We start from the raw sequence: 26,993 nt of genomic DNA on the forward strand, positions 1-26,993 counted from the left end.
TCTCATTCTCCGCAATGGCCGTTGCGTATGTTGCAACCCCCTCCGTGTGCCTCACAGCTCCGTGACGATCACATCCACCGCCCACGCCTTGCCGCCCTTCACCGGAGCCTCGGCCTCCACCGCGTAACCCAGCGCGCGCAGCGCCTCCACCAACTCGGCGGGCCCCTCGGGATCCGCCCCGGACGTCAGCAGATCACGCACCAGCCGGCCCTTCGTCGCCTTGTTGAAATGGCTGACCACCGACCGCTTCTCGACCCCGTCCACGATCTTCGACTGGAGCACCCGCACCGTCGCCGTACGCCCGGCCACCTCGCCCTTCGGCTTCCACGCCGTCGCATACGCCGCCGACCGCAGATCGAGGACGAGGCTGTCACCGGCCACCGCCGGCAGCACCTCGGCCATCGGCGCCCGCCAGTACGCACCCAGCGCGCCGAGCCCCGGCAGCTTCACCCCCATCGAGCAGCGGTACGACGGAATCCGGTCCCCGATCCGCACCGCGCCCCACAGCCCCGAGAACACCAGCAGCGACCGCTCGGCGCGCTCCCGCGCCGCCGCGTCCAAAGTGGCCAGGCCCAACGCGTCGTACAGCACCCCGGTGTAGATCTCCCCGGCCGGCCGCGCCCCGGCGGTGCGCAGCCCCGCGTTCTTCGCGATCTCGCCCCGCAGCCCGTCGCTGAGCCCCAGCACCTCCTGGGCCTTGGCCTCGTCCGCGGCACACAGCTCGACCAGCTCCGCCAGCACCGCCTCGCGCGGCGCGGCCAGACCGGGCAGCGAAAGCGAGGCCGGATCCAGCGGCGCCCCGGCCTTCCCCGCGGCCTTCCCTTCGGACGGCGGCAACAGCACGAGCACGGCGTTCTCCTTCACGGCGGTACGGCCGGGCCCGCCCGTTCGGCACGGCCCCGGAAAAGGGTAGGGCGGCGCGGCACCCGCCGGGAAACCGCCGCCGGAGCCTCCGTTCGCCCGGCCCGCCGCCACGCCGCGCCCCGCGGGCCCCGCCGCCATACGCTCGGTGCCATGCCCCGTCGCCACATGCACGTGACCGACGCAGCACAGGCCCCCCTGCGTGCCGCGCTGCGTGAGCTGCGCTGGAAGCTGGAGATCCCGGAGCACTTCCCGCCCACGGCACAGGCCGAGGCGGACAGCGCGGCCCTGTCCCCGCGCATCCCGACGGCCACCGGCGACGTGACCACAGCCGACACCCTCACCGACGTCACGGACCTGCCGCTCTTCACCATCGACCCGCCCGGATCCCAGGACCTCGACCAGGCGATGTTCCTGAGCCGGCGCACCCCGCCCGGCGCCGCCCGCCCCACCGCCCGCAGCGGCTACCGCGTCCACTACGCCATCGCCGACGCCGCCGCCTTCGTCACCCCGGGCGGCGCCCTGGACGCCGAGGCGCACCACCGCGTCACCACCCTCTACTTCCCCGACGAACGCATCCCGCTGCACCCGTACGCGATCAGCGAGCGCGCCGCCAGCCTGCTGCCCGACCAGGACCGCCCCGCCGTCCTGTGGGAACTGGACCTGGACGCCGACGGCACCGTCACCACGGCGTCCGTCCGCCGCGCCCTGGTCCGCTCCCGCGCCCGGCTCGACTACGCCGCAGTCCAGCGCACCCTCGACGACGGCACGGCCGAGGAACCGCTCGCGCTGCTCCGCGACATCGGCATCCTGCGGGAGGAACAGGAGGTCGCCCGGGGCGCGATCTCGCTGCACGCCCCCGAACAGGAGATCGTCGAGCGGGACGGCGGCTACACCCTCGCCTACCGCGCCCCGCTCCCCGCCGAAGCCTGGAACGCCCAGATCTCCCTGCTCACCGGCATGGCGGCGGCCGACCTGATGCTCGCGTCCGGCACCGGCATCCTGCGCACGCTGCCCACCGCACCGGACGGCTCGGTCGCCCGGCTGCGGCTGACCGCCCGCGCCCTCGGCGTCGACTGGCCGCACCACACCTCGTACGCCGCCCTCATCCGCACCCTCGACCCGCGCCGCACCACGCACGCCGCCTTCCTCCAGGAGTGCACCACCCTGCTCCGCGGCGCCGGATACACCGCCTTCGACGGCACCGCACCCGACCCGGCCGACGCCGTGCACTCCGCCGTCGCCGCGCCCTACGCGCACGTCACCGCCCCGCTGCGCAGGCTCGTCGACCGCTACGCCTCCGAACTGTGCCTGGCCGCATCGGCCGGGGCCGGCGCGCCCGGCTGGGCCCGCGGCGCGCTGCCAGGACTCCCGGCCACCATGGACACCGGCACCCGGCGCGCCAACCAGGTCGAGCGGGAGTGCGTCGACCTCGTCGAGGCCGCGCTGATGCGGGGGCGGATCGGCGAGACCTTCGACGCCCTCGTCGTCGACGTCCAGGAGAACGACCCGACGCAGGGCACCGTGCACCTCTACGACCCGGCCGTGATCGGCCGGGTCGCCGCCCGGCCCGACGGCCCCGCCCTCCCGCTGGGCGACCGCATCCGGGTCCGCCTCGCGGACGCCGACCCGGGCCGCGACCCGGTCCGCTTCACGCCGGTGTGACGACCACGGACCGGCCGTCCGGTACGCGTCCCGGGGCCGGGTAGCATGGTCGGCACGGCGGACGAGCCGGCCGGGCGGTCGCGTGGGGATCGGATGTCTTCGGACATACGCATCCTCCCGAGGAACGTCCGGGCTCCACAGGGCAGGGTGGTGGGTAACGCCCACCCGGGGTGACCCGCGGGACAGTGCCACAGAAAACAGACCGCCGGGGCCGCAAGGTCCAGGTAAGGGTGAAACGGTGGTGTAAGAGACCACCAGCCTCCGAGGTGACTCGGAGGGCTCGGTAAACCCCACCCGGAGCAAGGTCAAGAGGGGCCGACGTCCTGAAGAGGGCGCCGGTCCTGCGCGGACGATCGAGGGCTGCCCGCCCGAGTCCGCGGGTAGACCGCACGAGACTGCCGGCAACGACAGTCCTAGATGGATGGCCGCCTCCCCTCGGCCCGCAAGGACCGGGGGAGACAAAACCCGGCGTATAGGCCGGACTCGTCCGCCGCCCAGTCGGCAGAAGGCCCCCCGGCCCGGCGCTTCGCCAGGTCAGGGGGCTTTTTTGCGTGGGTGCCCGGCTGCCGGGCCGGTTGCCGCGCCGGGGGGCGCGTGGATCCGGGTGGGCGGAATGCCGGTCCGCGGATAACCCGGAACCGGATATCCGGCAGACCGAGGTGATCTGCCGGATGGCAGAAGAAGGCGGACTCGGACAACTCCGAAGCCGTCGGGAAGTCCGTGAACGAAGTCGTCCGTGAAGTCCGTGAACGGAGACCGGGCGAAGGGCATCGGCGGTGCTTTTCCCCTGGTGTTGTAGGGGGCCCATTCGGCCGTACAATCACGCTCATGGCACAGAAAGTAATCACCATCTACACGGACGACCTCACGGGCGAAGAGTCTTCGGAGGCCGCGACCCACACCCTCTCCCTCGACGGTGTGACGTACGAACTGGATTTGGGCCCGGACAGCTACGACCGGCTGCTGGAGGCCATGGCGCCTTTCACGAAGGTCGGCCGGCGGACCGGGAAGGCGCGTAAGCCGCGCAATGCGGCGGCGAGCAGCGAGGACACCGCGGCCATCAGGGCGTGGGCCAAGGAGAACGGCTACAACGTCAACGACCGCGGGCGCGTTCCCGCCGACATTCGTGAGGCATACGCAAAGGCGAAGTAGCGGCGTGCACAACCGCCGATCCCACGGCGAGTGCGACCGTCCGCGGCCGGCGTTCCACCCGTTCCGGTGCTCAGTAATTCAGGGCAGAACGGTTAATGGCAACGTAAAGCGGAGCGGCTGCGAAAATCGGGAAGGCTGCTTCGGGAAGGCCCGGCGAGTGGTATTGCGGATACCGAACCCGGCCGGACCGGATTCCTTCACGCGTCGCGGACTTACCGCCCATGGGCCCCCTTCCGGTCATCGGAAGGGGGCCCATGGGTGTGTAAAGGCCGGGTCAGGCGGCGATGGCCGTCGCCGTGCCGCTGACGTGCGAGCGGGGGTCGCCGTCCCGCAGTTCGACGGTCAGCACGCCGGGGCGGCCCAGGTCATGGCCCTGGTGGAGGGTGAGGGTGACCGGGGCCGACACCACGCCGAGGGTGCGGGCGTAGGCGCCGAAGGCGGCGGCTGCGGCGCCCGTCGCCGGGTCTTCGACGACGCCGCCGACGGGGAACGGGTCGCGGACGTGGAAGACGGAATCGCTCTCCCGCCAGACCAGTTGCAGAGTGGTCAGGTCCAGGCGCCGCATGAGGGCGGCCAGCCGGTCGAAGTCGTACGCCAGCCGCGCCAGGCGGTCGCGGGTGGCGGCGGCGAGCACGAGATGGCGGGCGCCCGCGTAGGCGATGCGGGGCGGCAGGCCGGGGTCCAGGTCGGACGCGGCCCAGTCCAGGGCCGCGATCGCCTCCGCGACGTCGGCATCGGCGACGGCCGTGACCCGCGGTTCGACGCTGGTGAGGGTGGCCCGCAGGGCGCCGTCCCGCTCGCCGACCGTGACCGGTACGGGCCCTGCCTGGGTGGCGAAGAGCAGGTCGCCCGCGCCGATGCGTTCGGCGAGCGCGACAGCGGCGGCGACCGTCGCGTGCCCGCAGAACGGCACCTCGGCGAGCGGGCTGAAGTAGCGGACGGTGAAGGCGCGGCCCGCCTCGCCCAGGCCCTCGGGCGCGGCGGTGAGGAAAGCGGTCTCGGAGTAGCCGAGACCGGCGGCGACGGCGAGCTGCGCGGCGTCGTCCAGGCCCCTGGCGTCCAGTACGACGCCGGCCGGATTGCCGCCCTCGGGGTCGTCGGAAAAGGCGGTGTAGCGCAGGATCTCGGGGGCGCGGGCGGTGTCCCCTGCGGCGGCTTCGCGTGTCATGGCGGGGAGAACCCGGCTGCCCCGCGGGCTATTCCCGTGCCGGGCCGGCGCCGTCAACCCCGCCCGATGTAGGGCATGTTCGTCGCCATCACCGTCGCGAACTGGACGTTGGCCTCCAGCGGCAGGGACGCCATGTGGACGACGGTGCGGGCGACATCGGCCGCGTCCATCACCGGCTCGGGTGCGGTGCGCCCGTCGGCCTGGAGGATGCCGGTGCGCATCCGGCCGGTCATTTCGGTCGCGGCGTTGCCGATGTCGAGCTGCCCGCAGGCGATCCGGTACGGACGGCCCTCCAGGGAAAGGGACTTGGTCAGTCCGGTCATGGCGTGCTTGGTCGCGGTGTAGGCGAGCGACTGCGGGCGCGGTACGTGCGCGGAGAGCGAGCCGTTGTTGATGATCCGGCCGCCCTGCGGGTCCTGGGCCCTCATCGCGCGGAAGGCGGCCTGCGCGCACAGGAAGGCGCCGGTGAGGTTGGTGTCGACGACCGTCCGCCAGTCGTCGTAGGACAGCGCGTCCAGGGCGACCGGGGGGCCGAAGGTGCCGGCGTTGTTGAACAGCAGGTCGAGGCGGCCGAAGCGGTCGTGGACGGCGGCGAAGAGTGCGTCGACGTCGCCGGGGCGGGTGACGTCGGTGGGGACGGCGAGGGCGGCGGGGGAGCCGGGGCGGTCCGCGCCCGCGGCGGTTCCGGCGAGCGCGTCGGCGCGCCGGCCGGCCAGTGCGACGTGCCAGCCGGCCGCGGTCAGGGCGTGCGCGACCGCCCGTCCGATGCCCGATCCGGCGCCGGTGACCACCGCGACCCGTGCGCCGTCCGCCGTGCCGTCCCCGCGCCGGGCGGGCCCTCCGGATGCCTGGGTGTGCTGTGTCATGGCGGCAGGGTAGGCGGCGGGGCGGTCCGGCGCCGCCCCGTCTCAGCCCGCGGAGTGGAAGCTGCGGAGCACGGCGGCCTTCGCGGTGGTGAATTCCTCTTCGGTGAGGACGCCGTCGCGGTGCAGCTCGCCCAGTTCGCGCAGGCGGCGCAGGAGTACGTCGTGGTCGTTGCCGGACGCGGCGCCTTCGCCGGCCGGCTCCGGTGCGGGCGGGGGCACGGCGGCGGCCTTGGACAGGAGGGCGGGGCCCGCCGACGGGTGGGGGAGCCGGGCGGCAACCGCCGCGGCCAGCAGGGCCGTTCGCCCGCTCTCCTTCTTGAAGCCCCACAGCTCGATGGCGTTGGGGTCGTGCTCGGGCTTCATGTGCGGGGTCGTGCCGCGCGGGCGGAAGCGCAGGAAGCCCGACTCCAGGCCGACGGCGGCGCGCCACTCCACCGCTTCCAGGTCGGCCAGGGGGAAGTCCCTGGGGCCCGCGTGCTTCTTGTTCTCGCTGGTGTTCCAGCGCCATTCGATGCGTACCCGCTCGCCGTCGAAGGTGGCGAGGCCGTCCACACCGGCCGCCGACAGGGGCACGGCCGGCCCCGGCAGCAGATAGCGGTCGGCGGGCCCCTCCGGGACCTGTTCGAGGGTCAGCGCCTGCCGCACCTCGTGGACGAAGTACTCCGCGACGTCGGTCCTGCCCGCGTCCACCGAAAGCTGGTACGGGTTCGCGTCGGCCGGCAGCCCGCCGCCGGTCACCTGGAGCAGCGGATCGGCGCCGTCCCGGATCCGCAGCCGCAGCCGGCCGCCCTTGCGGGCCGGTTCGTAGGCGATGCCCGCCAGCGCCGCCAGCGGAACGGCGTACTCGCCGAGGTCCTGCCGCAGTTGGTGCACCCCGCGTTCGCGCCCCGGCACCATCCGCACGGCGTCGCCGTCGAAGGTCCACGTGCCGTCGCGCACCATCAGTTCAGCCATGTACCGGATCCTAAGGGGCGGTCCGGTGGGGCCGGGCCGTCGGCGACGGACGCGGCGCATTCCGGGGCGGCGTAGGTCCAAGGGCCGAGGGCCGAGCGGCCGGTGATCAGGGCGGTGCGTGACACCATGGTGCGGCCATCAACAAAAGACGGAGACGCACATGACGGACGCCGGCACCGGCACGGCCGCGAACCAGGATCTTCCCCCCATAGCCGAGCGGGGCGCGGTGGCAGCACCGACCGCGTCCCGCCGCACCGGACTCCTCGTCACCCTCGTACTCGGCGGCCTCACGGCGGTCCCGCCGCTCTCCATGGACATGTACCTGCCGGCCCTGCCGGAGGTCACCACCTCACTGCACAGCCCGGCCGCCACCGTCCAGCTCACCCTCACCACCTGCCTCGCGGGCATGGCGCTCGGCCAGATGATCGTCGGCCCGATGAGCGACAAGTGGGGCCGCCGCCGCCCGCTGCTGGCCGGCATGGTGATCTACGTGCTGGCCACCGCGCTGTGCGCCATCGCCACGAACGTCGAGATCCTCATCGCCTTCCGCCTGCTCCAGGGCCTGGCGGGCGCGGCCGGCATCGTCATCGCGCGGGCGGTGGTCCGCGACCTGTACGACGGCGTGGCGATGGCCAGGTTCTTCTCCACCCTGATGCTGATCTCCGGGGTGGCGCCGGTCGTCGCCCCGCTGATCGGCGGGCAGATCCTCCAAGTCACCGACTGGCGCGGGGTCTTCGCCGTGCTGACCGTCGTCGGCGTGCTGCTGACCACCGTCGTCTGGCGCACGCTCCACGAGACGCTGCCGCCCGAGCGACGCCATTCCGGCGGCCTGGGCCAGACCCTGCGCACCATGCGCGACCTCCTCGCCGACCGGGCGTTCTCCGGCTACCTCCTGGTCGGCGCCTTCGCCTTCGCCGCCCTCTTCGCGTACATCTCCGCCTCGCCGTTCGTCATCCAGGAGATCTACGGCGCGTCCCCGCAGACCTTCAGCCTGCTGTTCGGCGTCAACTCCGTCGGCCTGGTCCTGGTCGGCCAGCTCAACGGCAAGGTGCTCGTCGGCCGGGTCAGCCTGAACCGGGTGCTGGGCGTGGGCCTGACGCTGGTGGCCCTCGCCGCCGCCGCGCTGCTGCTGATGTCGTCCGGCGTCTTCGGCACCGTCGGGCTGTGGCCGATGGCCGCCGGACTCTTCGTGCTGATGTCGTCCATGGGCCTGGTCATGCCCAGCACCAACACCCTGGCCCTGCTGCGCACCCCGCACGCGGCCGGATCCGCCTCCGCGCTCCTGGGCACCTCGACCTTCCTGCTCGGCTCGGTCGCCTCCCCGCTGGTGGGCATCGCGGGCGAGCACACCGCCGTGCCGATGGCCGTCGTCCAGCTCGGATGCGCGGTATTGGCGCTCGTGAGCTTCCTGGGGATGTGCCGTCCGTGGCAGCGTAGGGAGGTGACCGACGGGGGCACCGAAGGCGAGAGGACCGTGCTCTGAACGCACCGACACTCAGACCCGGCACGCCGGGCGAGGCGCGGCTCGCGACCGTGTGGATGCAACGGCTGGTCAGCGGCGTGCGCGCGCTGCCGGACGGCCGCCCCGCATGGTGCGCGGGCGCCGTCGTACTCGCCGGGCGCGGCCCGGTCGTCGCCGCGGAGGCCGCGACGGGCTGGGCGGTCCGCTACCGCGCCTACGACCCGGAGAAGGACCGCGGCGTGGACCTGCCCCGCGACCTGTGGGAGCGCACACGGGTCGGCACCGTCTTCGACCTCGCCTCGCTCACCAAGCTCTTCACCGCACTCGCCGCACTCCAGCAGGCCGAGCACGGCCGGCTGCCACTCGACGAAGAGGTACGCGCCAGGCTGCCCGCCTTCGCGCCCGGCATCACCGTCCGGCAGCTGCTCACCCACACCTCCGGGCTCCGCCCCGGACTGCCGCTGTACGAACGGCGCGGGCGGGCCGCCCAGCTGGAGCTGCTGTGGGCCCAGGCCGCCGCGCCCGACGGCCGCCCCGGCAGCGGCCACCGCTACTCCGACCTCAACCTCATCGCCCTCCAGCTGCTCATCGAACAGTGCACCGGGCAGCGCCTCGACGTCCTGGTGCGCGAGGGCATCACCGGGCCGCTGGGCATGCGCAGCACGTCCTTCGGGCCGCTGGCGCCACAGGGGGTGGCGGCCACCGAGGACCAGCGGCGGCCGTGGGCGAAGGCGGACCGCGGCATGGTGCGCGGCGAGGTGCACGACGAGAACGCCTGGGCGCTGGGCGGGGTGGCGGGCCACGCGGGGCTCTTCTCCACCGCCCAGGACCTGGCGGTGCTGTGCCGGACGCTGCTCAACGGCGGCGCGTACGGCGCCGCGCGGATCCTGCGGCCCGCCACGGTCGCGGCCCTGCTGGAGCCGCCCGGCCTCGGCTTCGCCGTCGACCAGCCGTACTTCATGGGCGAGCTGGCCGGCCGCGGCGCCGCGGGCCACACCGGCTTCACCGGCACCAGCCTGGTCCTGGACCGCGCCACCGACACCTTCCTGGTGCTGCTCGCCAACACCGTCCACCCACGGCGCCGCGACGGCGGCAGCGGGCCCCGTGCCGCGGCGGCGACCTGCCTGGCCCGCGCGGCACGGCGGCACTGAGCGGCCGGGCACTCGGACGGCCCCGCCGCGCCGGGGCCGTAAACTTGGCCGAATGCACGAGGAACTGCGCGCCGCCCTGGCCGGCCTGCTCGACGGCCTGCCGCCCAAGCAGGCCACCGCACGGCTGATCACCCACTACCGCGGCACCACCCCCACCGACGCCCCGGTGCTCAGGGACCGCGCGGACGTCGCCGCGTACGCCGCCTACCGGATGCCCGCGACGTACGAGGCGGTACGCGCCGCGCTGACCGCCTTCGCCGGCCGGCTGCCGGACTTCTCACCCGCCACCCACGTGGACATCGGCGGCGGCACTGGCGCCGCGACCTGGGCCGCAGCCGCCACCTGGCAGGGCCACCGCAGCACCGTCCTGGACTGGGCACAGCCCGCCCTCGACCTGGGCCGCGAGCTGGCGGCCGGCACGCTGCCCGACACGGTATGGCACCGGCAGGTGATCGGCGACGGGCTGACCGTCCCGGCCGGCACGGACCTGGTGACCGTCTCCTACGTGCTGGGCGAGCTGCGCCCGGAGGCCCGCCGCTCGGTGGTCGCCGCCGCGTCCGCCGCCCCGGCCGTCGTCCTGATCGAACCCGGCACACCCGCCGGGTACCTCCGCATCCGCGAGGCCCGCGAGCAGCTGGCCGCGGCCGGGCTGCGGATCGTCGCGCCCTGCCCGCACGGCGAGCGCTGCCCGATCGTCCCGGGCGACGACTGGTGCCACTTCGCGGCCCGGGTGAACCGCTCGTCCCTGCACCGCCAGGTGAAGGGCGGCACCCTGCCGTACGAGGACGAGAAGTTCAGCTATGTCGCGGCGACCCGGCTGCCCGCGTCCGCGGCCCCCGCCCGCATCGTCCGCAAGCCCCAACTCCGCAAGGGGCAGGTGCTGTTGGACCTGTGCACGGCGGACGAGGGGCTGCGCCGCACCACCGTCACCAAGCGGCAGGGCGACGGCTACCGGGCGGCCAGGGACGCGTCCTGGGGCGACGACTGGTCCTGAGCGGGCGGCGGTCGCCCCGTCCGGGCCCGCCCCGTGAAGACGATACGTCTCGCCTCATGCGTCGCTAGGATCGCTCCATGGCCCCCAAGACGGCACCCGACGCCTCCCGCCGCAGTGAACGTTCCCGCCGGGCGATCTTCGACGCGGCCCTCTCCCTGGTCGGCGAGGTCGGCTACCCCCGGCTCACCATCGAGGGCATCGCCGCGCGGGCCGGCGTCGGCAAACAGACCATCTACCGCTGGTGGCCGTCGAAGGCCGCCGTCCTGCTGGACGCGTTCACCGACGGCGTCGACGACTACGGCGCCGCCCTCCCGGACACCGGCGACCTGGAAGCGGACCTCAAGCACGTCCTGCGGGCGACCGCCGACGAATTCAACGACCCCGCCTTCGAAGCCCCCTACCGCGCCCTCGCGGCGGCCGGCGCCAACGACGAGGAACTGTCCCGCACCTACGTCGCCCGCCTCCTCGAACCCGGCATCGCCGTCTACGCCGACCGGTTCCGCGCGGCCAGGGACGCCGGCCACATCGACCCGGACACCGACCCGCGGATCGCCGCCGAGCTGCTGCTGAGTCCCTTCTCACAGCGCTGGCTGATGCGCACCGGCGAACTGACCCACGCCTACACCGACACCCTCGTCGACCTGGTACTGCGTGCCCTGCGGCCACCGCGGTGACCCGGCCGCCCGAGGGCCGGGCGGCCCGTCCCGCCTGCCGGTGATGAGCGGGAATCCACCGTAATCGCCGGGTGCGCCCCCGCCCCGGATCGGGACACCGGTCACCCGGAGCGCAGGATGGTGGCAGCATTGATCCCAGACCACCGCTCGAAGTGAGGGGATAGATGGAACGCAAGAGCAGGTTCTCCCAGTGGCTGCGCCGGCCGAAGAGCGGATCGGACGGCGGCGATACGGACACGGGATCGACGGCCGCCCGCGGCCGGGAGGACCTGCTGCTCGCCGCGGCCGACGCGGGATTCCCGGTGGCCCCCGCCGCGCACCCGTCCGGCTACGGCTGTTCCTGCGAACGCATCGGCTGTCCCACCCCCGGACGCCATCCCGTCTCCTTCGGCTGGCAGACCGTCGCCAGCACCGACCGCGACAAGGTCGCCGCCTGGATCCGCACCCTCCCCGACGCCAACTTCGTCACCGCCACCGGCATCGCCCACGACGTGCTGGACGTCCCCGTCGAAGCGGGCCGCAGCGCACTCGGCAGGCTGGAAGCGGCCGGCGTGGAGGTCGGCCCCGTCACCCTCAGCGGTGCCGGCTTCGGGGACGGCCGGATGCTCTTCTTCACCGCCACCCGCGGCACCCCGGACGACGAGGACGAGTGGTGGCCCTGCGAGCTGGACTGCCACCCGGAGACCCTGGACGAGCACCCCGGACTGCGCTGGCACTGCCGCGGCAGCTACGTCCTGCTGCCGCCCTCGCGGCTGCCCGGCGACCAGCCCGACGTGAGCTGGCTGCGCGGGCCCGAGCTGCCGCTGCCCGACCCGCTGACGCTGCTGGAAACCCTGACCGACGCCTGCGCGGAGTTCATCGACCGCACCCCCGACCACGAGACGGCGGCCTGGCCGATCGGCCGCTGACACCCGGAACCGCCGGACACCGGTGGGCCCACGGCGCCCGCCGCAGGCCCGTCCGGCTGCCGCCTACGGCACCCGCGCCGACGTCCGCGCCTCGATGAGGTTCAGCACCTCGATCTTGCCGGACGCGTCCTTCGCCGGGACCTTGACCGCCTGCCCCGTCAGATACGTCAGGGTGATCTTGCTGGCCTGCTTCACGGGCTTGGCCATGACGCCCTGCACCGCGGCCGACACGTTCATCGTCGAGCCCTTGAACACCGTCTTCTGCTGGTGGTAATAGCTCGCGAAGAACACCAGCGCCCCGCCGTCCTTCGTCCGCAGCGCCACCGGCGGGAAATCGGCCGGCTGGTCCACCCACTGGATCCGGGCGCCGACCGTGTGCGACTTGGCGGCCCGGTCGCGGCGCCGCAGGTCGGTGTCGGGCCCGGAGGCGAACAACTCGCCCTCGCCGGTCTTGAGGTAGTCCGTGTAACTCCGGCTGAGCTTGTCCGGATCCACCGTCAGACCGGACGGGCCGTCCCCCGCGGGCACCGCCTCGGCGTAGCCGTCGGCGTCCCGCGCCAGCTCCGGCACCTTGTTGTCGGGGAGCGTCGACAGGTACACCGCACGCCAGGGCGCGTCGACGGCGTCCCGGCTGAACACCAGGAACCAGCGGGTGTAGTTGCCGCCGCGGTCCTTGCGGTTGCTGACCGCGTCGGCCAGGAACGACTTCGGCCAGCCCGCCTGCTTGGGCACCGTGAAGTGCGCGTCCTTCAGCGTCAGTCCGGGGAAGTTGGGGTTGCCCTGCGGCCGGGTGGCGTGGGCTGCCTTGATGCCCGCCTCGTCGATGCTGAGCAACGCCCCCGCCTCGTAGGAGGCGTTGACCTTTGGATCGAGGGTGCGGTTGGCCTTGTTGAAGCCGTCGGTGAAGTGCTGGAGCGCCTTGGCGGCCTCGGCCTTCGACACCGCCGGGACGATCTCCCGCTCGCCGTGCACCGTCATGCACCCGCTCAATATCACCAGTGCCGCCGCTGCCGACGTCAGTGTGGCGGGCACCCGGAACGGCGACCTGCGTGTCATGGGGCTCGGGCTCCTTCGGGGCGACCGGGGCGGACACGGAGGCCGCCGGGGTGGCACGATTCGGCGCAACCCTACCGGGGGCGGGGAAGCCGGTGGGGGCGGGGACCTGATACCGCGCCCACACCGTGACCTGAAGCACCGTCGGACCCGGGCGGACGGCACGGTCATGCCGGGTGGCACGGTCATGCCGGGCGGCGGGGCAGGACCAGCGGCACCCCGGTCCGCGGATGCCCGAGCACCTCGACCGGCTGCCGGTACACCCGCGACAGCAACTCCGCCGTGAACACCTCGCCAGGCGGCCCCTGCGCGGCGAGCCGCCCCTCGTGCAGCACCGCCGCCCGGTCCGCGTACGCCGCGGCGAGACCCAGGTCGTGCAGGACCACCACCACCGCGTCACCTGCCGCTGCCCGGCGCCGGCAGATCCCCAGCACCAGCTCCTGATGGCGCAGGTCGAGCGCGGCGGTCGGCTCGTCGAGCAGCAGCAGCGGTGCGCGCTGTGCCAGCACCCTGGCCAGCGCGACCCGGGCCCGCTCACCCCCGGACAGCGCGGCGAACGGCCGCCGGGCGAAGCCGTCCACCTCGGTCGCCGCCATCGCGGCTGCCACCGCGGCGTCGTCCCCGTCCGCGGCCGGCGTACCGGCCCACGGCGCCCGGCCCATCCGCACCACATCCGCCACCGCGAACGGGAACGACAGCGCCGCCGACTGCGGCAGCACCGCCCGGCGCAGCGCCAGTTCGGCCGCCGACCAGTCACCGGCAGGCCGCCCGTCCACCCGCACCGCGCCCGCGGCGGCGGGCAGATCAGCGGCGAGCGCGGCCAGCAGCGTCGACTTGCCCGCGCCGTTCGGCCCGACGAGGGCCAGCACCTCACCGGCCCGCGCGGTCAGATCCACCTCGCGCAGCACCGTACGGCCGCCGAGCCGCACCGTGAGCCCCACGGCCTGCGCGCAGACCGCGCCGGCCGCCGCCGCGCCGGGCAGCCGCCTGCTCCGCCGCGGGAACAGCTTCCCGGCCACACCCCTGATGCCGCTCATGCCCAACCTCCTTGCCTGCGACGGGTCCTGCGCAGCAGCCAGAAGAAGAACGGGCTGCCGAACAGCGCGGTCAGCACCCCGAGGGGCAGCTCGGCGGGCTGCGCGAGGGTACGCGCCGCGAGGTCGGCGACGACCAGCACCAGCGCCCCGCCGAGCGCGCTGCCCGGGATCAGGAACCGGTGCCCTGGCCCCGCCGCCATCCGCAGCAGATGCGGCACCAGCAGCCCCACGAACGTGATGACACCGGCCACCGCCACCGCAGCCGCCGTCAGCAGGGCGACCACCAGCACCAGCGCCAGACGCAGCCGTTCGACGTCCACCCCCAGATGCCGGGCGGGCCGCTCGCCCAGCGCCAGCAGATCGAGCCGCCGCGCGTACCGCGGCGCCACCGCCAGACCCACCACCGCGCACGGCAGCACGGCGAGCACCTTCGGCCAGGTCGCCTGGGCCAGCGAACCGAGCTGCCAGAACGTGATCTGGGTGAGCTGCGCGGTGTCGGCGGTGAACAGGAACAGGCCGATCAGGGCGCCGGCGAAGGCGTTCACCGCGATACCGGTGAGGATCAGCGTGACCACTTCGGTGCGCCCGCCGGAGCGGGAGAGCAGGTAGACGGCCAGCACGGTCAGCAGCCCGGCGGCGAACGCGCAGACCGTCACGGTCCAGTTGCCGAGGAACGTCAGCCCCAGGGACAGGGCGCCGACCGCGCCGACCGCCGCGCCGGATGAGATCCCGATGATCCCCGGTTCGGCCAGCGGATTGCCGAACACCCCCTGCATCAGGGCGCCCGCGCAGCCGAGCGAGCCGCCGACGGCCACCGCCAGGACCACCCGCGGCAGCCTGACCTGCCACAGCACGCTCTCCCCGACCCGGTCCAACGCGCCGCCGCCCAGGTGCAGTTGGTGCAGCAGCGAGCCGATGACGTCACCGGGCGGAATGTCGTACGCGCCGGATCCGGCGGACAGCAGCGCGGCGAGCAGCAGGGCGGCGCTGAGCCCGATGGTGAGCAGGAGGGTGCGGGGGCGGGCGGCGGGCGGCGGCCCCGCCGTATCCGCCGGCGCCGGGTCCTGTTCCGGCGCAGGGCCGCCCGCCGTGGGCTTCAGGCCGGCGTCGTCCCGTGGCGGTGCCGGCACGTCACTCGCCCCTGCCGTGCGGCTGCCCGGATCCGGCGGGCCCCGCGTGGATCTGGTCGGCAAGCGAGCGCAGCACCTGGTCCGTGCGCGGGCCGAAGTTGAGCAGTACGCCGTCGTCGACGGACGCCACCCTGCGGTCCATCCCGGCCGGTGTCTCGGCCACACCGGGAATCTTCACCAGACCGTCCACCCCGCCGACCGACTCCAGGCCCTTGGCCATGACGAGGATGACGTCGGGGCGTGCCTTCGCCAGCGCCTCGCTGGTGATCGGCGTGAAGTCCTTCGTCAGCCCGGACGCCTTGCCCGCGTCGATGCCGCCGGCCGCCTCGATCAGCGAGTCGGCGCCGGATCCGGCGCCGCCGATGAGGTAGACGGACGCGGATCCACGCAGGTACAGGAACGCGACCCGGGGCCGACCGGCCGGAGCGCCGTCCCGGTGCGGGATGCCGCGCTCAACCGCCTTCATCCGCGCGTCGGTACGGGAGGCCAGCGCGTCCCCCGCCTTCGGCACGCCGAGCGCCGCGGCGACCTCCGTGATGCGCCGGTCGACGTCGGACAGTGCGGTGGCCGGGCGCAGTACGACCACCGGGATGCCCGCGTCGCGGAGCTGCCCGACGGCTTCGGCGGGCCCTGTGGAGGTGTCGGCGAGCACCACGTCGGGCTTGAGCGAGAGCACGTTTTCGGCCGATACGTCGTGGGCGCGGGTCACCACGGGAAGCTTCTTCGCCTGGGCGAAGGTGGCGGTGATGTCGCGGGCCACGACGTGGTCGCCGAGCCCGAGGCTGAAGACGATCTCGGAGAGCGCCCCGGTCAGCGGCACGATCCGGCCGGTCTTGCGGACCGTCACCCGGTGGCCGTCGGCGGAGCGTACGGTCGCCGGCAGGACGGCCTTCGGGGCGGGGCCCGGCAGCGGCTCGACCCGGTCGGCGGCCGGTTGCCCCGCAGAGGTGGCGGCCGGTGACGGGCCGCCCGCTCCGGTGGCGCCTGCCGAACAGCCGACGAGGGTGAGCGCGATGGCCACCGCGCCGGACGCGGCACGCAGCCGGATGCCGGGGCGCCATGGCGGCCGTTGGTGGGGTGCTGTCACTTTCCCGCCTTTCTCTGGAGGCCGGTTGACCGGATGCCGGCGAATTCGTGAGGAGTCCGGGTTCCCCCACGAGCGGAGTTAGCTTAGGTTAGCCTTACCTAAATAACTACCCCTTGGAGGGGTGCCTCATGCTGCCGTTCCGACCGGCCGCCGACCCCGTCGCCCACCGCCCGCGCCGCCCCGCCCGCGGCCCGCTCCGCCACCGCACCCGCCTGGCCTGCCACGGCCTGCGGCGCGCGCTGCTGCGGATGGTCACCGTCGCGCTCGGCGCCGTCCTGCTGGCCGGCGCGGCGAGCGCGTTCCTCCCGGCAGGCGCGGCGCACGCGGCGGGCCGCACGCTGGCCGGCGGGCGCCTCGACTGGGGGATCAAGACCTCCTTCCAGTCCTACGTCACCGGGCCCGTCGCGCACGGGAGTTGCCGCCTCACCGACGGCGCGGCCACCGTCGGCAGCCGCTTCCGCTTCCACTCGGCGAGCGGCAGCTACGACCCGGACAGCGGCGCCGTCACCGCCGGCTACTCCGGCGGCGTGCGCTTCACGGGGCACCGCACACCCGACGGCTCCTACCAGTTGGACCTCACCATCAGCCGCCCCCGCGTCGTCATCTCCGGCGGCAAGGGCACCCTCTACGCCGACATGACCAGCAAGGCGAAGGGCTCAGGCGAGGTCACCACGGCCACCGGGGTGCCGCTGGCCACCCTCGGCGTCGGCGGCCTCGACACCCGCGGCGGCGCCACCCCCATCGCACTCGACCGCCTCCCCGCCACCCTCACCGCCCAGGGCGCCCGCGCCTTCGCCGGCTACTACACCGCCGGCACCCCGCTCGACCCGGTCAGCCTCTCCGCCGACGTCCGCACCGGCGGCAAGCCGGGCGACGGCACGGACGACGCCACCGAGGGCGAGGGCGGGGCCGCACATCAGGGCGCCGCCGACGGGAAGTTCAGCGGCGCGGCCGTCGACTGGGGCGTGCGCCGCACCTTCCGCGAGTACGTCACCGGGCCCGTCGCGCAGGGCCGCTGGCGGGTGAGCGACGACGCCGAGGACGGCGGCGCCCGCTTCCGCTTCCCCCACGGTAAGGGCACCTACGACGCGGCACGGCACACCGTCGACGCGCGCTTCAGCGGCGCACTCCGCTTCACCGGCAGCCACCTCGACCTCGCCCTGAGCGCCGTCACGGTCACCGTGAAGGACGGCCGGGGCACCCTCGCGGCCGACGTCACCACCGGCGGGCACACCGACCGCAAGACGCCGCTGGTCACCTTCGACGCCGGTCAACTGCGGCCCCACGACGGCCTGATCGCCGTCAAGGAGGCCCCGGCGAAGCTGACGGCCGACGGCGCGAAGGCGTTCGCCGGCCTGTACCCGGCGGGCACCGCCATGGACCCGGTCTCGCTCGCCGTCCCCGTCGATGCGGGCGCCCGGCTGCCCGCACTGCCCGACCTCGGCAGCGACCCGGTGAAGCCCCTGACGCCGACGGCGGATGCGGGCAAGCGGACGGCGAAGGCGGCCGATGACGGCACCTCGTCCGCGGCCCTGCCGCTGTCCCTGGCGGGCGGCGCCGTCGTCATCGCCGCCGGCGCCAAGGCGTTCGACAACATGTACCGCAAGGGCGAGACCCTCGACCCGGTCACCCTGGCGGTGTCCCTGGACGGCGACGCCGCCCTCCCGAGCGGCAACAGCGGCGCGGGCGACGGCACTTCGGACACCGGAACGGCCGGCACCGGCGCCGCGTCGGACGGCACATCGGGCGCCCCCGGCTTCCGCAGCGGCTCCCTCGCGGCCACCGGCTCACCTGCCCCCGTCGGCGCCCTGATCGGCACGGCCGCTGCCCTGGTCGTCGCGGGCGCCGCCGCCACCTACGCCACCCGGCGCCGCGCCGCCCGTTAGGTCCTGACGCACGAAGAAACCGGTGGAGCCGGGCCGCCCTCGGGCAACCGTCCGGCTCCACCGGTCGTGAGCTTCGGTGGCGGCGCCCCGTCCCGCACGGCCGCGGATCACGCGCGGGGGAGGGGCCGCCTCCGTCGGCGCCGCTGCGCGAGGATCGTCATCCCCGGCAGCTCACCCGTTGTTTACAGGGGGCGCGCCCACAGGTCGTACTGCAGGCCCCCGCCGTCGCAGAAGGGGTCGGCCCACTTGCCGGAGCTCACCAGATCGGTGCCGGCCTCCTGGCAGCCGCTGAGCGTCCAGAACTTCTTCCCGGTCCACACGGTTCCGGGAGGGCCGTCCATCGGCTTCTGCTGCTGCACGTGGACGGCGGCCGGAGCGGTCGCGGAGGCTGCGGCGACCGGAGTGGCCGGTGCGGCGCTGGCCTGGGTCGTGCCCAGCCCGGCGACCGCCAGGGCGACGGCGGCGAAGGCGCCGGTGATGATTCGCCTGTTACGCATTGGGTGGTTCCTTTCCCCGTGGTTCAGGGCTCCGTTGCGAGCCCTTCCCCCTGCACACGGCCGAGGCCCTCGCGCCGTATGACACCGCATCATGTGGCCTGTGTCACATTGCCGTGCGGGGTGGTGAGGGTGGCCGGGGCGCGCGGCCCCCGTGGTGCGCACAATGACCGGATGATCGCCTACGAAGTGCTCCGAGTGTTCTGCGGCCCCGACGGGTCGGGAGGCAACGCGCTGGGTGTCGTACGGGACGGCGCCGCCCTCCCCGACCCGGCGGCGCGGTCCGCTTTCGCCGCCGAACTCGGCTTCAGCGAAACGGTGTTCCTCGACGACGCCGAGCGCGGCACCGTCGACATCCACACCCCGAGCGTCCGCCTCACCTTCGCCGGACACCCGCTCGTCGGACTCGCCTGGCTGCTGCGCAGCCTCGGCAGCCCGCCCCTGACCCTGCGCCCGCCGGCCGGCGAGGTGACCGTCTTCTACGAGGGAGCGGCGGAAGGCGGGGCGGCCGATGAGGGAACGGTCTGGGTGCGCGGGCGCCCGGAGTGGGTGACGGGGCGCAGCACCGAGCGGTACGCGTCGGCCGCCGAGGTCGACGCACTGCCCGCGCCGCCGCCGGGCGAGGGCTGGCTGTACGCCTGGGCCTGGCAGGACGAGGCCGCGGGCACCGTGCGGGCCAGGGGCTTCCCGCGCCGCGCGGGCGACACGACCGAGGACGAGGCGACGGGCGCCGCCGCGATACTGCTGACCCACCGGCTCGGCCGCTCGCTGGACGTCCGCCAGGGGGCCGCGTCGCAGATCCTCACCCGGCTGTACCCGGACGGCAGCGTCGCGGTCGGCGGGCGGGTGCGCGCCGAGGCGCCGTAGGGCGGAGCCGCGGGCGCCGGTCCGGCGCCCGCGGGCCCGGCCGCCGCTACGCGCTCAGCGGGAACTGCGCGCCCAGCTCCTGGAAGACCGCGCTGTTGAGGGCGAAGGCGCGCTTGCACTCGTCGATCACCCGCTGCTTCTCCAGGTCGTCGACCGGCAGGGCGTCCAGCAGCTCGCGGTACTCGCGCTTGAAGGCGGCGGGGTTGCCGATGTCCTCGAAGACGTAGAACCGCACGCCGTCGCCCTTGCGGTCGAAGCCCCAGGTCTTCTCCGCGGTGCCGCGGATGATCTGGCCGCCGGAGAGGTCGCCGAGGTAGCGGGTGTAGTGGTGGGCGACGTAGCCGGCGGGCCAGTCGCGTGCGCACTGCCGTATGCGGTCGGCGTACGCGGCGGTGGCCGGCAGCGGCTCAAGGCCCGCGGACCAGGACGGGCCGCCCAGGTGGGCGAGGTCGCGCTCCAGCTCGGCGGTGCGGGCCAGCTCGGGGCGGATGAAGGGCCCGGCGACCGGGTCCTGGGCGAGCGTCCCTGAGGCGCCCTCCAGCGCCCGGTAGACGAACCACAGCTGCTCGGTGTAGCGCCGGTAGGCGGGGACGCCGAGCCGGCCGCTCAGCAGGTCGCTCATGAACGAGGAGTTCTCGGCCTCGGTGTGCTGCTCGTGCGAGGCGGTGCGGATGAGCGTCGAGAACGGGGTGGGCGTGCTCGGGCTTGATGCTTCCACGGCTGGCCTCCGGGGACCGAGGGGAGCGGAGAGGAACAGGTCAAGGTAGGCTCACCTAACTACTTAGGTTTACCTAAGTCAACCTGTTCCCGACGCGCTGTCGGTAAAACTTTACCCCGGGCCTCCGTCAGGGAAGCGTGAGGATCTCCGCCCCCGTCTCCGTGACGACCAGGGTGTGCTCGAACTGCGCCGTCCGCTTGCGGTCCTTGGTCACGACCGTCCAGCCGTCGTCCCACATGTCGTAGTCGTAGGAGCCCAGCGTCAGCATCGGCTCGATCGTGAACGTCATGCCGGGCTTGATGTCGGTCGTGTGGTGCGGGCTGTCGTAGTGCGGGACGATCAGACCGGAGTGGAAGGAGGAATTGACGCCGTGGCCGGTGAAGTCCCGGACCACGCCGTAACCGAACCGCTTGGCGTACGACTCGATGACCCGGCCGATGATGTTGATCTGACGGCCCGGCTTGACGGCCTTGATCGCGCGGTTGAGCGCCTCACGGGTGCGCTCGACGAGCAGCGTGGACTCCTCGTCCACGTCGCCGCACAGGTACGTGGCGTTGTTGTCGCCGTGCACACCGTGGATGTACGCGGTCACGTCGAGGTTCACGATGTCGCCGTCCTTGATGACGGTCGAATCGGGGATGCCGTGGCAGATGACCTCGTTGAGCGAGGAACACAGCGACTTGGGGAAACCGCGGTAGCCGAGCGTGGAGGGATAGGCGCCGTGATCGCACATGAACTCGTGGGCGACCCGGTCCAGTTCATCCGTGGTCACACCAGGCGCGATGAGCTTGGCGGCCTCCTCCATCGCCTGCGCGGCGATCCGGCCGGCGATCCGCATCCGCTCGATGGTGTCGGCGTCCTGCACCTCGGGCCCCGTATAGGGCGTGGGCGCGGCCTTGCCGACGTATTCGGGGCGCGGGATCGAGGCGGGGACGGGGCGGGTGGGGGAGATGTTCCCCGGGACGAGAAGCGACTGGCCAGACATGCCAGCGAGTGTATCCGCGGGCCATCGGGCAGGATGGCGGCACAGGACGGACCACAGGAGGCGGCAATGGCGCTGTTCAAGAGGCGTACGGAAAGCAGGCCCGGCGAATGGTTCTACTGCCTGCGGCACCAGAAGGTCGAGGAGGGCCCCGAATGCCGGGCCGCCGACCGCTTCGGCCCCTACGCCAGCCGCGAGGAGGCCGCGCACGCGATGGAGACGGCCCGCGAGCGGAACCTGGAGTGGGAGACCGACCCGCGCTGGCACGAGCAGGACAAGCGCGGCGGCAGCGGCGACGAAGGCGACGGCAAGCGGGACGCTCCGTAGCGACCGCGGGCGGATCCCATAAGGGCCGCTCGGTCCCCCTATTTGTAGCGTCAACGTAAATCGCTGGTTTGTATCGTTATTGCTTCGATTCTTGACGATGCGGGTGGCGGTGACGTTCACTTCAGCCGTTCCGGCGGCCCCAGGGGGAGAAAACTGAAATGAACGCACCACTACGTCGCATACTCACCGGCGCGATGGCACTTTCCCTCGCGGTGCCCCTGGCCGCCTGCGGAAGTGATCACAAGGAAGCGGGGGCGTCCGAGAAGTCCATAGGTCTGCTCCTGCCGGAGAACAAGGCGTCCCGCTACGAGGATTTCGACCGCCGCATCATTTCGTCGAAGGTCGCGTCCCGCTGCCTCGAATGCCGATTGGACTACCACAACGCCAAGTCGAGCGTGGATGCCCAGCGGCAGCAGTTCGACGCCCTGGTGAAAAAGGGCGTCAAGGTCATCATCCTGGACCCGGTCGACGCGCAGGCCGCCGGGACCTGGGTGGACGCGGCGGCGAGAAAGGGCGTCAAGGTCGTCTCCTACGACCGGCTCGCCGAGGGCAAGGTCGCCGCGTACGTCTCCTACGACAACGAGAAGATCGGCCGCCTCCAGGGCGAGGGCCTCGTGGCGGCACTCGGATCCCGCGCCGCCACCGCCGACGTCGTGATGCTGAACGGCTCGCCCACCGACCCGAACTCCCCCGGTTTCAAGAAGGGCGCGCACGCCGTCCTCGACCACAAGGTCCACAAGATCGTCTACGAGCGGGACATCACCGGCTGGTCGGCGAGCAAGGCCGGCGAGAAAATGACCGAGGCCGTCAAGAGCCTCGGCCCGGCCGGTTTCGACGCGGTCTACTCGGCGAACGACGGAATGGCCGGCGGTATCGCCGACGCACTGAAGTCGGCCGGCGTGAGCAACGTTCCGCTCAGCGGCCAGGACGCCGAACTCACCGCCCTGCAAAGGATTCTGAAGGGCACTCAGTCCTTCACCATTTACAAAGAAGTCAGGCCGGAAGCCCAGACCGCGGGCGACATCGCCGTCAATCTCCTCCAGGGAAAGAGCATCACGTCCCTGGCCCCGACGACCGTCACCGGCAAGAGGGCATCCGGTATTCCCGCCAAACTGTTCAGCGCGAAGATCGTCACCCGGAACACCATGCAGGACACCGTGATCCGCGACGGCGCCGTCCGCGCCGACCTGATCTGCACCGATGACCTCAAGGCGGCGTGCAAGTCCCTGGGAATTTCCTAGGGTTCGGGGCGGCGGGCCCGCCTGCGGCAGGTGCCCCCGCCCTCACCAGCGCGGTGGCGGCGGCGCGGTCAGCTCGTCCGCGAGCCGGGCCAGCCGGTCGCGGAAGCGGCGGTGCCTGCGCGGTGCCGGCAGGCTGTTCTCGCCGGCCGCGGCGCTGACCAGGTGCTGCACGGCGTCGAGGTCGAGGGGGTGGGGCTGCTCGCCGTCGTCACCGGCCCGGTCGCCGGTGGGGGCGGGGGCGGCCAGCGCGTCGTGGGCCAGGGCGTGCAGTTCGCGGTCGCCGCCGTCCAGGGCCAGTACCGTCGCGCCGTTGCGCCGGGCGTCGTGCACCCGCTCCAGGAGTCCGGCGCCCGGCTGCCCCGGCGAGACGACCAGCAGCGTCGCGCCGCGCCCGGCGGACGCCAGCCGGCCGATGCCCACCGACAGATGGGCCGGGCCGCCGCTCGGCACGCGGTGGCGCACCAGCGTCGGCGACAGCTCGGGCAGCCCCGACCAGGCGGCCTCGTCGTCGAGGTGCGCGGCCAGGTGCCAGGGCTCGTACGTGGCGCTGCCGACCAGCAGCAGCCCGCCGCCGTGCGGGGCGACCGAGGCGCGCAGCGCTCCGGCGAAGCGGCGGGTGGACTGCACCCACTCGGTGGTGGCGAGGACCTCGCGCAGCAGCGCGACCCGTACGGCATCCATGGCCCGGCATCCTGGCGCAGGGCCGGGGCCGGCACGGCGTATCCCGCCGGCATCACCCGAAAGGGGACGCCGGCCCGGGGCGGTCAGGAACTGCCCGCGCTCTCCCGGGAGTTGCCGAGGTCCGCAGTGTCCGTGGCGTCCGCCCCGCCGGTCCCCTCCGCGGGCGGCCCGTCCGCCAGGTGGTCGCGTGGACTGCCGGGAATCATCAGCCGGTTGAGGCGGGCGGGCACGTCGAAGCCGACCAGCAGCACCACCAGGATCGTGCCGGCGAAGGCCAGCGTGGCCAGCGCGCCGCCCAGCGACCTGCCCTCCGCGAGGTGCGCGCCCAGCACCGGCGCCACCGCGCCGCCCAGCGCACCGACGTTGTACGTGAAGCCCAGCCCGGCGCCGCGGCTCGACGTCGGGAAGTGCCCGCCGATGTAGCGCGGCAGCAGCCCGGAGATGCCGACGCTCAGCGCCTGGAGGACGAACAGCAGCGCGCCGAGCAGCAGCAGGTTGCCGGAGACGGCGAACACCGGGAAGACGAACACGAGCGAGGCGATCAGAGTGAGGACGTACGCCTTCTTCGTGCCGATCAGGTCCCCCACGAAACCGGCCAGGCAGCAGCCGGCCATGGTGCCGAAGCCCGCGAAGAACAGCACATGGGTCACCTCCGACGGGCTGTAGTGCAGCTCCGTCTTGAGATACGTCGGCAGCAGCCCCTGGATCGGCCAGGAGTAGAGGAACGCCACGAAGACCGTGACGATCAGCGACAGGTACAGGACCCAGCCGCGACGCCCGCCGAGCTGCACGGCGAGCGCCGCGATGGCCAGGCCGCCGACCACCGCGAGCAGCGGCACCCCGCCCGCGCCCACCGGCGTGAACACCCCGAAGAGCGCCGCCGTCGCCACCGCCGTGACCAGCACGTTGGCGGTGGCCCGCCGCGGCGTGGCGAACAGCGGACGGAACGGATTGGGCCTGGCCGCGCGCCCGGCGACCGCCGCACTCCACTCCTCGGCCTCCGGCAGCGACCGCCGCACCCACAGGGCGACGAGGATCGGCGCGAGGCCGATGTAGAACATCCAGCGCCAGCCCAGCGCCGGTTCGACCCACTTGTAGCACTCGGCGGCGAGCACCGAGCCCATCGAGAACCCGGAGATCAAGAAGCCACTGGCGCGGTTGCGGACGCGGGCGGGCCAGCTCTCCAGGACGTAGGTCGCGCTGGCGCTGTACTCACCGGCCATCCCCATGCCGATCAGCAGCCTCGCCACGAACAGGCTGGTGTAGTCCCAGGCGAACCCGCAGGCGAAGGTGCCCACGGAGTAGAGCAGGATGCTCGCCACCATCGACAGCTTGCGCCCGAAGCGGTCACCGAGCGCGCCGAGCACCGCGCCGCCGAGCCAGCGGGTGATGAAGGCGCCGGAGATCAGACTGGCCGCCGCCGCCGTGCTCAGGTCGAACTCCTCGCCGATCTCGGTCAGTACGAGGGTGATCAGGACGAAGTCGAAACCGTCGAGTACGTAGCCGATCCAGGCGGCGAAGAACGCCTTCCACCGGGTGCGGCCCACCTCCCGGTACCACGGGAGGGACGCCTTGCGCGAAGGGTGCACGGTGACTCCAGAGTGCCGGACGCTCGCCGTCGAGCGCGGTCTACGGGGTGCGGGCCGCGGCCCGCGGTCAGTGCCGCAGGGTGGCGGCGAACCGTACGGGCGGCAGTCCGGCCGCGCCGAGCAGCCGGCCGACCTCGGCGACGGACTCCTCGCTCAGCGGGAGCTGCGGTGCGGCGGTGGCGCCGTGCGCGATGACGCCGCGCAGCCGGAGCGCGGCCTTGAACGCGCCGAGCGCCGACGAGCTGCGGCCCATCTCGGCCTCCGGGCCGACGTCGACCATGGCGAACAGGGCGGCGAGCCGCTCCTGTTCGGCGGCTGCGGCCTCCCAGTCACCGGCCCGCGCGGCGTCGTAGAGCCGCACGTAGGCCGCCGGGTCGACGTTGCCGATGCCGGGGACGACGCCGTCGGCACCGGCCAGCAGGGCGGCGTCCACGGTCAGTTCGGAGCCGGTCAGGACCGAGAAGCCGGGGGCGGGGCCCGCGCGCCGCCCGGTGCGCCCGCCCAGCGCGACGATCAGCCGACGCAGCCCGGCCTCGTCGCCGCTGCTGTCCTTCAGGCCCGCCAGCGTGCCGTCCCCCGCCAGCTCCCGCACCAGCGCGGCGGACAGCTTGCTGTGCACGGCGACGGGGATGTCGTAGGCGAACAGCGGCAGGTCCACGGCGGCGCGGATCCGGCGGAAGTGCGCGGCGGCCTCCCGCGGGTGGGTGCGGGTGTAGAAGGGCGCGGTGGCGACGAGGGCATCGGCGCCGAGACCGGCCGCGGCCCTGGCGTGCCCGGTCACCCGGTGGGTGGTGGTGTCGATGACGCCGGCCAGCACCGACACCCGGCCGTCGGCGGCCTTCACGACGGTCTCCAGGACGGTGGCGCGCTGGGTGTCGGTGAGATACGCGACCTCGCCGGTCGAGCCGAGCGCGAACAGCCCGTGCACGCCGCCGTCGACGAGGTGGTTGACCAGGCGGGTGAGGGACGCGGTGTCGACCTCGCCCCGCGGGTCGAGCGGGGTGCAGACCGGCGGGACGACGCCGTGCAGCGGTGCGGGCAGTGCCATGGGGGCTCCAGCGGTGGTGCGGTGCGAGCGGGGCGCCCGCCAGCTTGTTGGACGTCGGACATGGGATGTCCTATGTCTGGGTCACAATAGACCCGTGCACACGCGGCCGGTCAAGGGTTCAGGTCCCGGAGGGGGGCCGGGCGAACCGGCCGCACAGCAGACGCGGGAGAGGGAGAACCATGGCGCGAGGCACGATGTCCGAAGACGTCCAGGGGCAGATCAAGCAGCTCATCCTGCACCGCGGGCTGACCCCCGGCGACCCGCTGCCCACCGAAGCGGAACTCGTCGGCCTGCTCGACGTCAGCCGCAACTCCGTCCGCGAAGCACTCAAAGCGCTCCAGGCCATGCGCATCGTCGAAATCCGCCACGGCTTCGGCACCTACGTCGGCCCCCTCACCCTCGAACCGTTCGTCGAAGGCGTCGCCTTCCGCGCCGCGGTCCGCCACCACCAAGGCGAATCCAGCCTCTACGAACTCATGGAGGTCCGCGAAGCCCTCGAATCCGGCCTGATCGCCACCGTCGCCCACGACCTGCCGCCCGAGGACCTCGGCACGCTCAAAGATCTGGTGGCCCGCATGGAACAGGAGGCGGGCAACGGCCGGGTCGACAGCTCCACCGACCGCGCCTTCCACCTCGCCCTCTACCGCTCACTGGGCAACCACCTGCTCAGCGAGGTCCTCGACGCCTTCTGGGCCGCCCTGCGCCGGGTTCGCGAAGACCTCTCCGACGACCGCCAGGACCCCCAGGTGACCTACCGTCAGCACGCCGAGATCGTCGCGGCACTCGAAGCGGGCGACGGCGAACGCGCCACCGAGGCCATGCACCGCCACTTCGACGGCATCCGCCGCCGGCTCGCCGACTGACACCCCCGCCCGCCGACGGCCCGCCACCCCGCCCGGCGGGCCGACCGGCCCCCGTTCACCGGGATTTCACCCACCGGCGGCCCGGCCGTTGCCGACGCGAGCGACACGAAACCGGGACATGTCCGCTGCCTTGAC

General features: G+C 73.4%; 26 protein-coding genes and 1 other RNA gene. 13 read left to right on the plus strand and 14 right to left on the minus strand.

Annotation, left to right across the window (positions count from 1 at the left end; translation table 11 throughout):
• Positions 1 to 51: 51 nt before the first annotated feature.
• The gene (gene yaaA, locus ACIBK8_RS30045; protein WP_399045203.1) at positions 52 to 849 is read right to left on the minus strand and encodes a peroxide stress protein YaaA; all 798 of its coding nucleotides are present in this window, start codon (positions 847 to 849) and stop codon (positions 52 to 54) included.
• A gap of 165 nt (positions 850 to 1,014) precedes the next feature.
• Between yaaA and ACIBK8_RS30050 the strand changes: the two genes are divergently transcribed.
• The 3 genes from ACIBK8_RS30050 to ACIBK8_RS30060 all read left to right on the plus strand — a co-directional run bounded on the left by ACIBK8_RS30050 (position 1,015) and on the right by ACIBK8_RS30060 (position 3,678).
• The gene (locus tag ACIBK8_RS30050; RefSeq protein ID WP_399045204.1) at positions 1,015 to 2,526 is read left to right on the plus strand and encodes an RNB domain-containing ribonuclease; all 1,512 of its coding nucleotides are present in this window, start codon (positions 1,015 to 1,017) and stop codon (positions 2,524 to 2,526) included.
• A 62-nt stretch (positions 2,527 to 2,588) separates the two neighbouring features.
• Positions 2,589 to 3,016, plus strand: an RNA gene (rnpB, locus tag ACIBK8_RS30055) — RNase P RNA component class A.
• Between the two features lie 338 nt (positions 3,017 to 3,354).
• Entirely contained in the window at positions 3,355 to 3,678 is a 324-nt protein-coding gene (locus ACIBK8_RS30060) for an Lsr2 family protein (protein ID WP_393679788.1), read from the plus strand.
• Positions 3,679 to 3,952: 274 nt separating this feature from the next.
• On the opposite strand, the gene ACIBK8_RS30065 is transcribed toward ACIBK8_RS30060, so the two are convergent.
• From ACIBK8_RS30065 to ACIBK8_RS30075, 3 genes are read right to left on the minus strand one after another with little or no spacing between them, the layout of a single operon-like run.
• On the minus strand, positions 3,953 to 4,846 hold the full coding sequence (locus tag ACIBK8_RS30065) for a PhzF family phenazine biosynthesis protein (RefSeq protein WP_399045207.1): 894 nt from the start codon (positions 4,844 to 4,846) through the stop codon (positions 3,953 to 3,955).
• A 53-nt stretch (positions 4,847 to 4,899) separates the two neighbouring features.
• The gene (locus ACIBK8_RS30070) at positions 4,900 to 5,712 is read right to left on the minus strand and encodes an SDR family oxidoreductase (protein ID WP_399045209.1); all 813 of its coding nucleotides are present in this window, start codon (positions 5,710 to 5,712) and stop codon (positions 4,900 to 4,902) included.
• 42 nt (positions 5,713 to 5,754) lie between these two features.
• Complete coding sequence (locus tag ACIBK8_RS30075) at positions 5,755 to 6,666, minus strand: DUF4429 domain-containing protein (RefSeq protein ID WP_399045210.1); 912 nt, start codon at positions 6,664 to 6,666, stop codon at positions 5,755 to 5,757.
• Positions 6,667 to 6,826: 160 nt separating this feature from the next.
• Here ACIBK8_RS30075 and ACIBK8_RS30080 point away from each other — a divergent pair, with 160 nt between their 5' ends.
• The 5 genes from ACIBK8_RS30080 to ACIBK8_RS30100 all read left to right on the plus strand — a co-directional run bounded on the left by ACIBK8_RS30080 (position 6,827) and on the right by ACIBK8_RS30100 (position 11,855).
• Positions 6,827 to 8,149: a Bcr/CflA family multidrug efflux MFS transporter gene (locus tag ACIBK8_RS30080; RefSeq protein ID WP_399045212.1), complete on the plus strand. Its 1,323-nt coding sequence runs from the start codon at positions 6,827 to 6,829 to the stop codon at positions 8,147 to 8,149.
• A gap of 56 nt (positions 8,150 to 8,205) precedes the next feature.
• Positions 8,206 to 9,279 carry a serine hydrolase domain-containing protein gene (locus tag ACIBK8_RS30085; RefSeq protein WP_399045327.1) on the plus strand — a complete coding sequence of 358 codons (1,074 nt, stop codon included), beginning with the start codon at positions 8,206 to 8,208 and terminating at the stop codon, positions 9,277 to 9,279.
• A gap of 52 nt (positions 9,280 to 9,331) precedes the next feature.
• Positions 9,332 to 10,273 (plus strand): small ribosomal subunit Rsm22 family protein, encoded by a 942-nt coding sequence (locus ACIBK8_RS30090; protein ID WP_399045213.1) that lies wholly within the window; start codon positions 9,332 to 9,334, stop codon positions 10,271 to 10,273.
• Positions 10,274 to 10,350: 77 nt separating this feature from the next.
• Positions 10,351 to 10,947, plus strand: coding sequence for a TetR/AcrR family transcriptional regulator (locus tag ACIBK8_RS30095; protein WP_399045215.1), 597 nt, complete (start codon positions 10,351 to 10,353; stop codon positions 10,945 to 10,947).
• 164 nt (positions 10,948 to 11,111) lie between these two features.
• Positions 11,112 to 11,855 (plus strand): bifunctional DNA primase/polymerase, encoded by a 744-nt coding sequence (locus tag ACIBK8_RS30100; RefSeq protein WP_399045217.1) that lies wholly within the window; start codon positions 11,112 to 11,114, stop codon positions 11,853 to 11,855.
• 63 nt (positions 11,856 to 11,918) lie between these two features.
• Here ACIBK8_RS30100 and ACIBK8_RS30105 read toward each other — a convergent pair whose 3' ends face one another.
• The 4 genes from ACIBK8_RS30105 to ACIBK8_RS30120 form a co-directional block, all read right to left on the minus strand.
• Positions 11,919 to 12,911, minus strand: a complete 993-nt coding sequence (locus tag ACIBK8_RS30105) for a hypothetical protein (RefSeq protein ID WP_399045218.1) — start codon at positions 12,909 to 12,911, stop codon at positions 11,919 to 11,921.
• A 182-nt stretch (positions 12,912 to 13,093) separates the two neighbouring features.
• Positions 13,094 to 13,945, minus strand: coding sequence for a heme ABC transporter ATP-binding protein (locus tag ACIBK8_RS30110; RefSeq protein WP_399045219.1), 852 nt, complete (start codon positions 13,943 to 13,945; stop codon positions 13,094 to 13,096).
• Entirely contained in the window at positions 13,942 to 15,045 is a 1,104-nt protein-coding gene (locus ACIBK8_RS30115) for a FecCD family ABC transporter permease (protein ID WP_399045328.1), read from the minus strand. Before ACIBK8_RS30115 ends, ACIBK8_RS30110 begins: the two co-directional genes overlap by 4 nt.
• A 31-nt stretch (positions 15,046 to 15,076) precedes the next feature.
• Positions 15,077 to 16,162, minus strand: a complete 1,086-nt coding sequence (locus tag ACIBK8_RS30120; protein ID WP_399045221.1) for a hemin ABC transporter substrate-binding protein — start codon at positions 16,160 to 16,162, stop codon at positions 15,077 to 15,079.
• Between the two features lie 248 nt (positions 16,163 to 16,410).
• Here ACIBK8_RS30120 and ACIBK8_RS30125 point away from each other — a divergent pair, with 248 nt between their 5' ends.
• A complete protein-coding gene (locus ACIBK8_RS30125; RefSeq protein WP_399045330.1) occupies positions 16,411 to 18,048 on the plus strand; it encodes an HtaA domain-containing protein in 1,638 nt (545 codons plus the stop codon).
• 182 nt (positions 18,049 to 18,230) lie between these two features.
• On the opposite strand, the gene ACIBK8_RS30130 is transcribed toward ACIBK8_RS30125, so the two are convergent.
• Positions 18,231 to 18,545: a hypothetical protein gene (locus ACIBK8_RS30130; RefSeq protein ID WP_399045222.1), complete on the minus strand. Its 315-nt coding sequence runs from the start codon at positions 18,543 to 18,545 to the stop codon at positions 18,231 to 18,233.
• A gap of 171 nt (positions 18,546 to 18,716) precedes the next feature.
• Between ACIBK8_RS30130 and ACIBK8_RS30135 the strand changes: the two genes are divergently transcribed.
• A complete protein-coding gene (locus tag ACIBK8_RS30135; protein WP_399045224.1) occupies positions 18,717 to 19,409 on the plus strand; it encodes a PhzF family phenazine biosynthesis protein in 693 nt (230 codons plus the stop codon).
• 46 nt (positions 19,410 to 19,455) lie between these two features.
• Here the strand turns inward: ACIBK8_RS30135 and ACIBK8_RS30140 are convergent, their stop codons facing one another.
• Positions 19,456 to 20,127: a heme oxygenase (biliverdin-producing) gene (locus ACIBK8_RS30140; protein ID WP_399045226.1), complete on the minus strand. Its 672-nt coding sequence runs from the start codon at positions 20,125 to 20,127 to the stop codon at positions 19,456 to 19,458.
• Between the two features lie 127 nt (positions 20,128 to 20,254).
• Positions 20,255 to 21,112 carry a type I methionyl aminopeptidase gene (map, locus tag ACIBK8_RS30145; protein WP_399045228.1) on the minus strand — a complete coding sequence of 286 codons (858 nt, stop codon included), beginning with the start codon at positions 21,110 to 21,112 and terminating at the stop codon, positions 20,255 to 20,257.
• A 66-nt stretch (positions 21,113 to 21,178) separates the two neighbouring features.
• Here map and ACIBK8_RS30150 point away from each other — a divergent pair, with 66 nt between their 5' ends.
• Both ACIBK8_RS30150 and ACIBK8_RS30155 read left to right on the plus strand, forming a co-directional pair.
• Positions 21,179 to 21,436 carry a hypothetical protein gene (locus ACIBK8_RS30150; RefSeq protein WP_393679759.1) on the plus strand — a complete coding sequence of 86 codons (258 nt, stop codon included), beginning with the start codon at positions 21,179 to 21,181 and terminating at the stop codon, positions 21,434 to 21,436.
• 158 nt (positions 21,437 to 21,594) lie between these two features.
• On the plus strand, positions 21,595 to 22,677 hold the full coding sequence (locus ACIBK8_RS30155) for a sugar ABC transporter substrate-binding protein (RefSeq protein ID WP_399045231.1): 1,083 nt from the start codon (positions 21,595 to 21,597) through the stop codon (positions 22,675 to 22,677).
• Between the two features lie 42 nt (positions 22,678 to 22,719).
• On the opposite strand, the gene ACIBK8_RS30160 is transcribed toward ACIBK8_RS30155, so the two are convergent.
• The 3 genes from ACIBK8_RS30160 to ACIBK8_RS30170 form a co-directional block, all read right to left on the minus strand.
• Positions 22,720 to 23,358 carry a hypothetical protein gene (locus ACIBK8_RS30160; RefSeq protein ID WP_399045232.1) on the minus strand — a complete coding sequence of 213 codons (639 nt, stop codon included), beginning with the start codon at positions 23,356 to 23,358 and terminating at the stop codon, positions 22,720 to 22,722.
• An 83-nt stretch (positions 23,359 to 23,441) separates the two neighbouring features.
• Positions 23,442 to 24,947 (minus strand): sialate:H+ symport family MFS transporter, encoded by a 1,506-nt coding sequence (locus tag ACIBK8_RS30165; RefSeq protein WP_399045233.1) that lies wholly within the window; start codon positions 24,945 to 24,947, stop codon positions 23,442 to 23,444.
• A gap of 67 nt (positions 24,948 to 25,014) precedes the next feature.
• On the minus strand, positions 25,015 to 25,995 hold the full coding sequence (locus ACIBK8_RS30170; protein ID WP_399045235.1) for a dihydrodipicolinate synthase family protein: 981 nt from the start codon (positions 25,993 to 25,995) through the stop codon (positions 25,015 to 25,017).
• Between the two features lie 179 nt (positions 25,996 to 26,174).
• Here ACIBK8_RS30170 and ACIBK8_RS30175 point away from each other — a divergent pair, with 179 nt between their 5' ends.
• A complete protein-coding gene (locus tag ACIBK8_RS30175) occupies positions 26,175 to 26,858 on the plus strand; it encodes a FadR/GntR family transcriptional regulator (protein WP_399045236.1) in 684 nt (227 codons plus the stop codon).
• Positions 26,859 to 26,993 lie beyond the last annotated feature (135 nt).

Origin of the sequence: Streptomyces sp. NPDC050161 (assembly GCF_044460025.1) — a bacterium.
Taxonomy (GTDB): domain Bacteria; phylum Actinomycetota; class Actinomycetes; order Streptomycetales; family Streptomycetaceae; genus Streptomyces.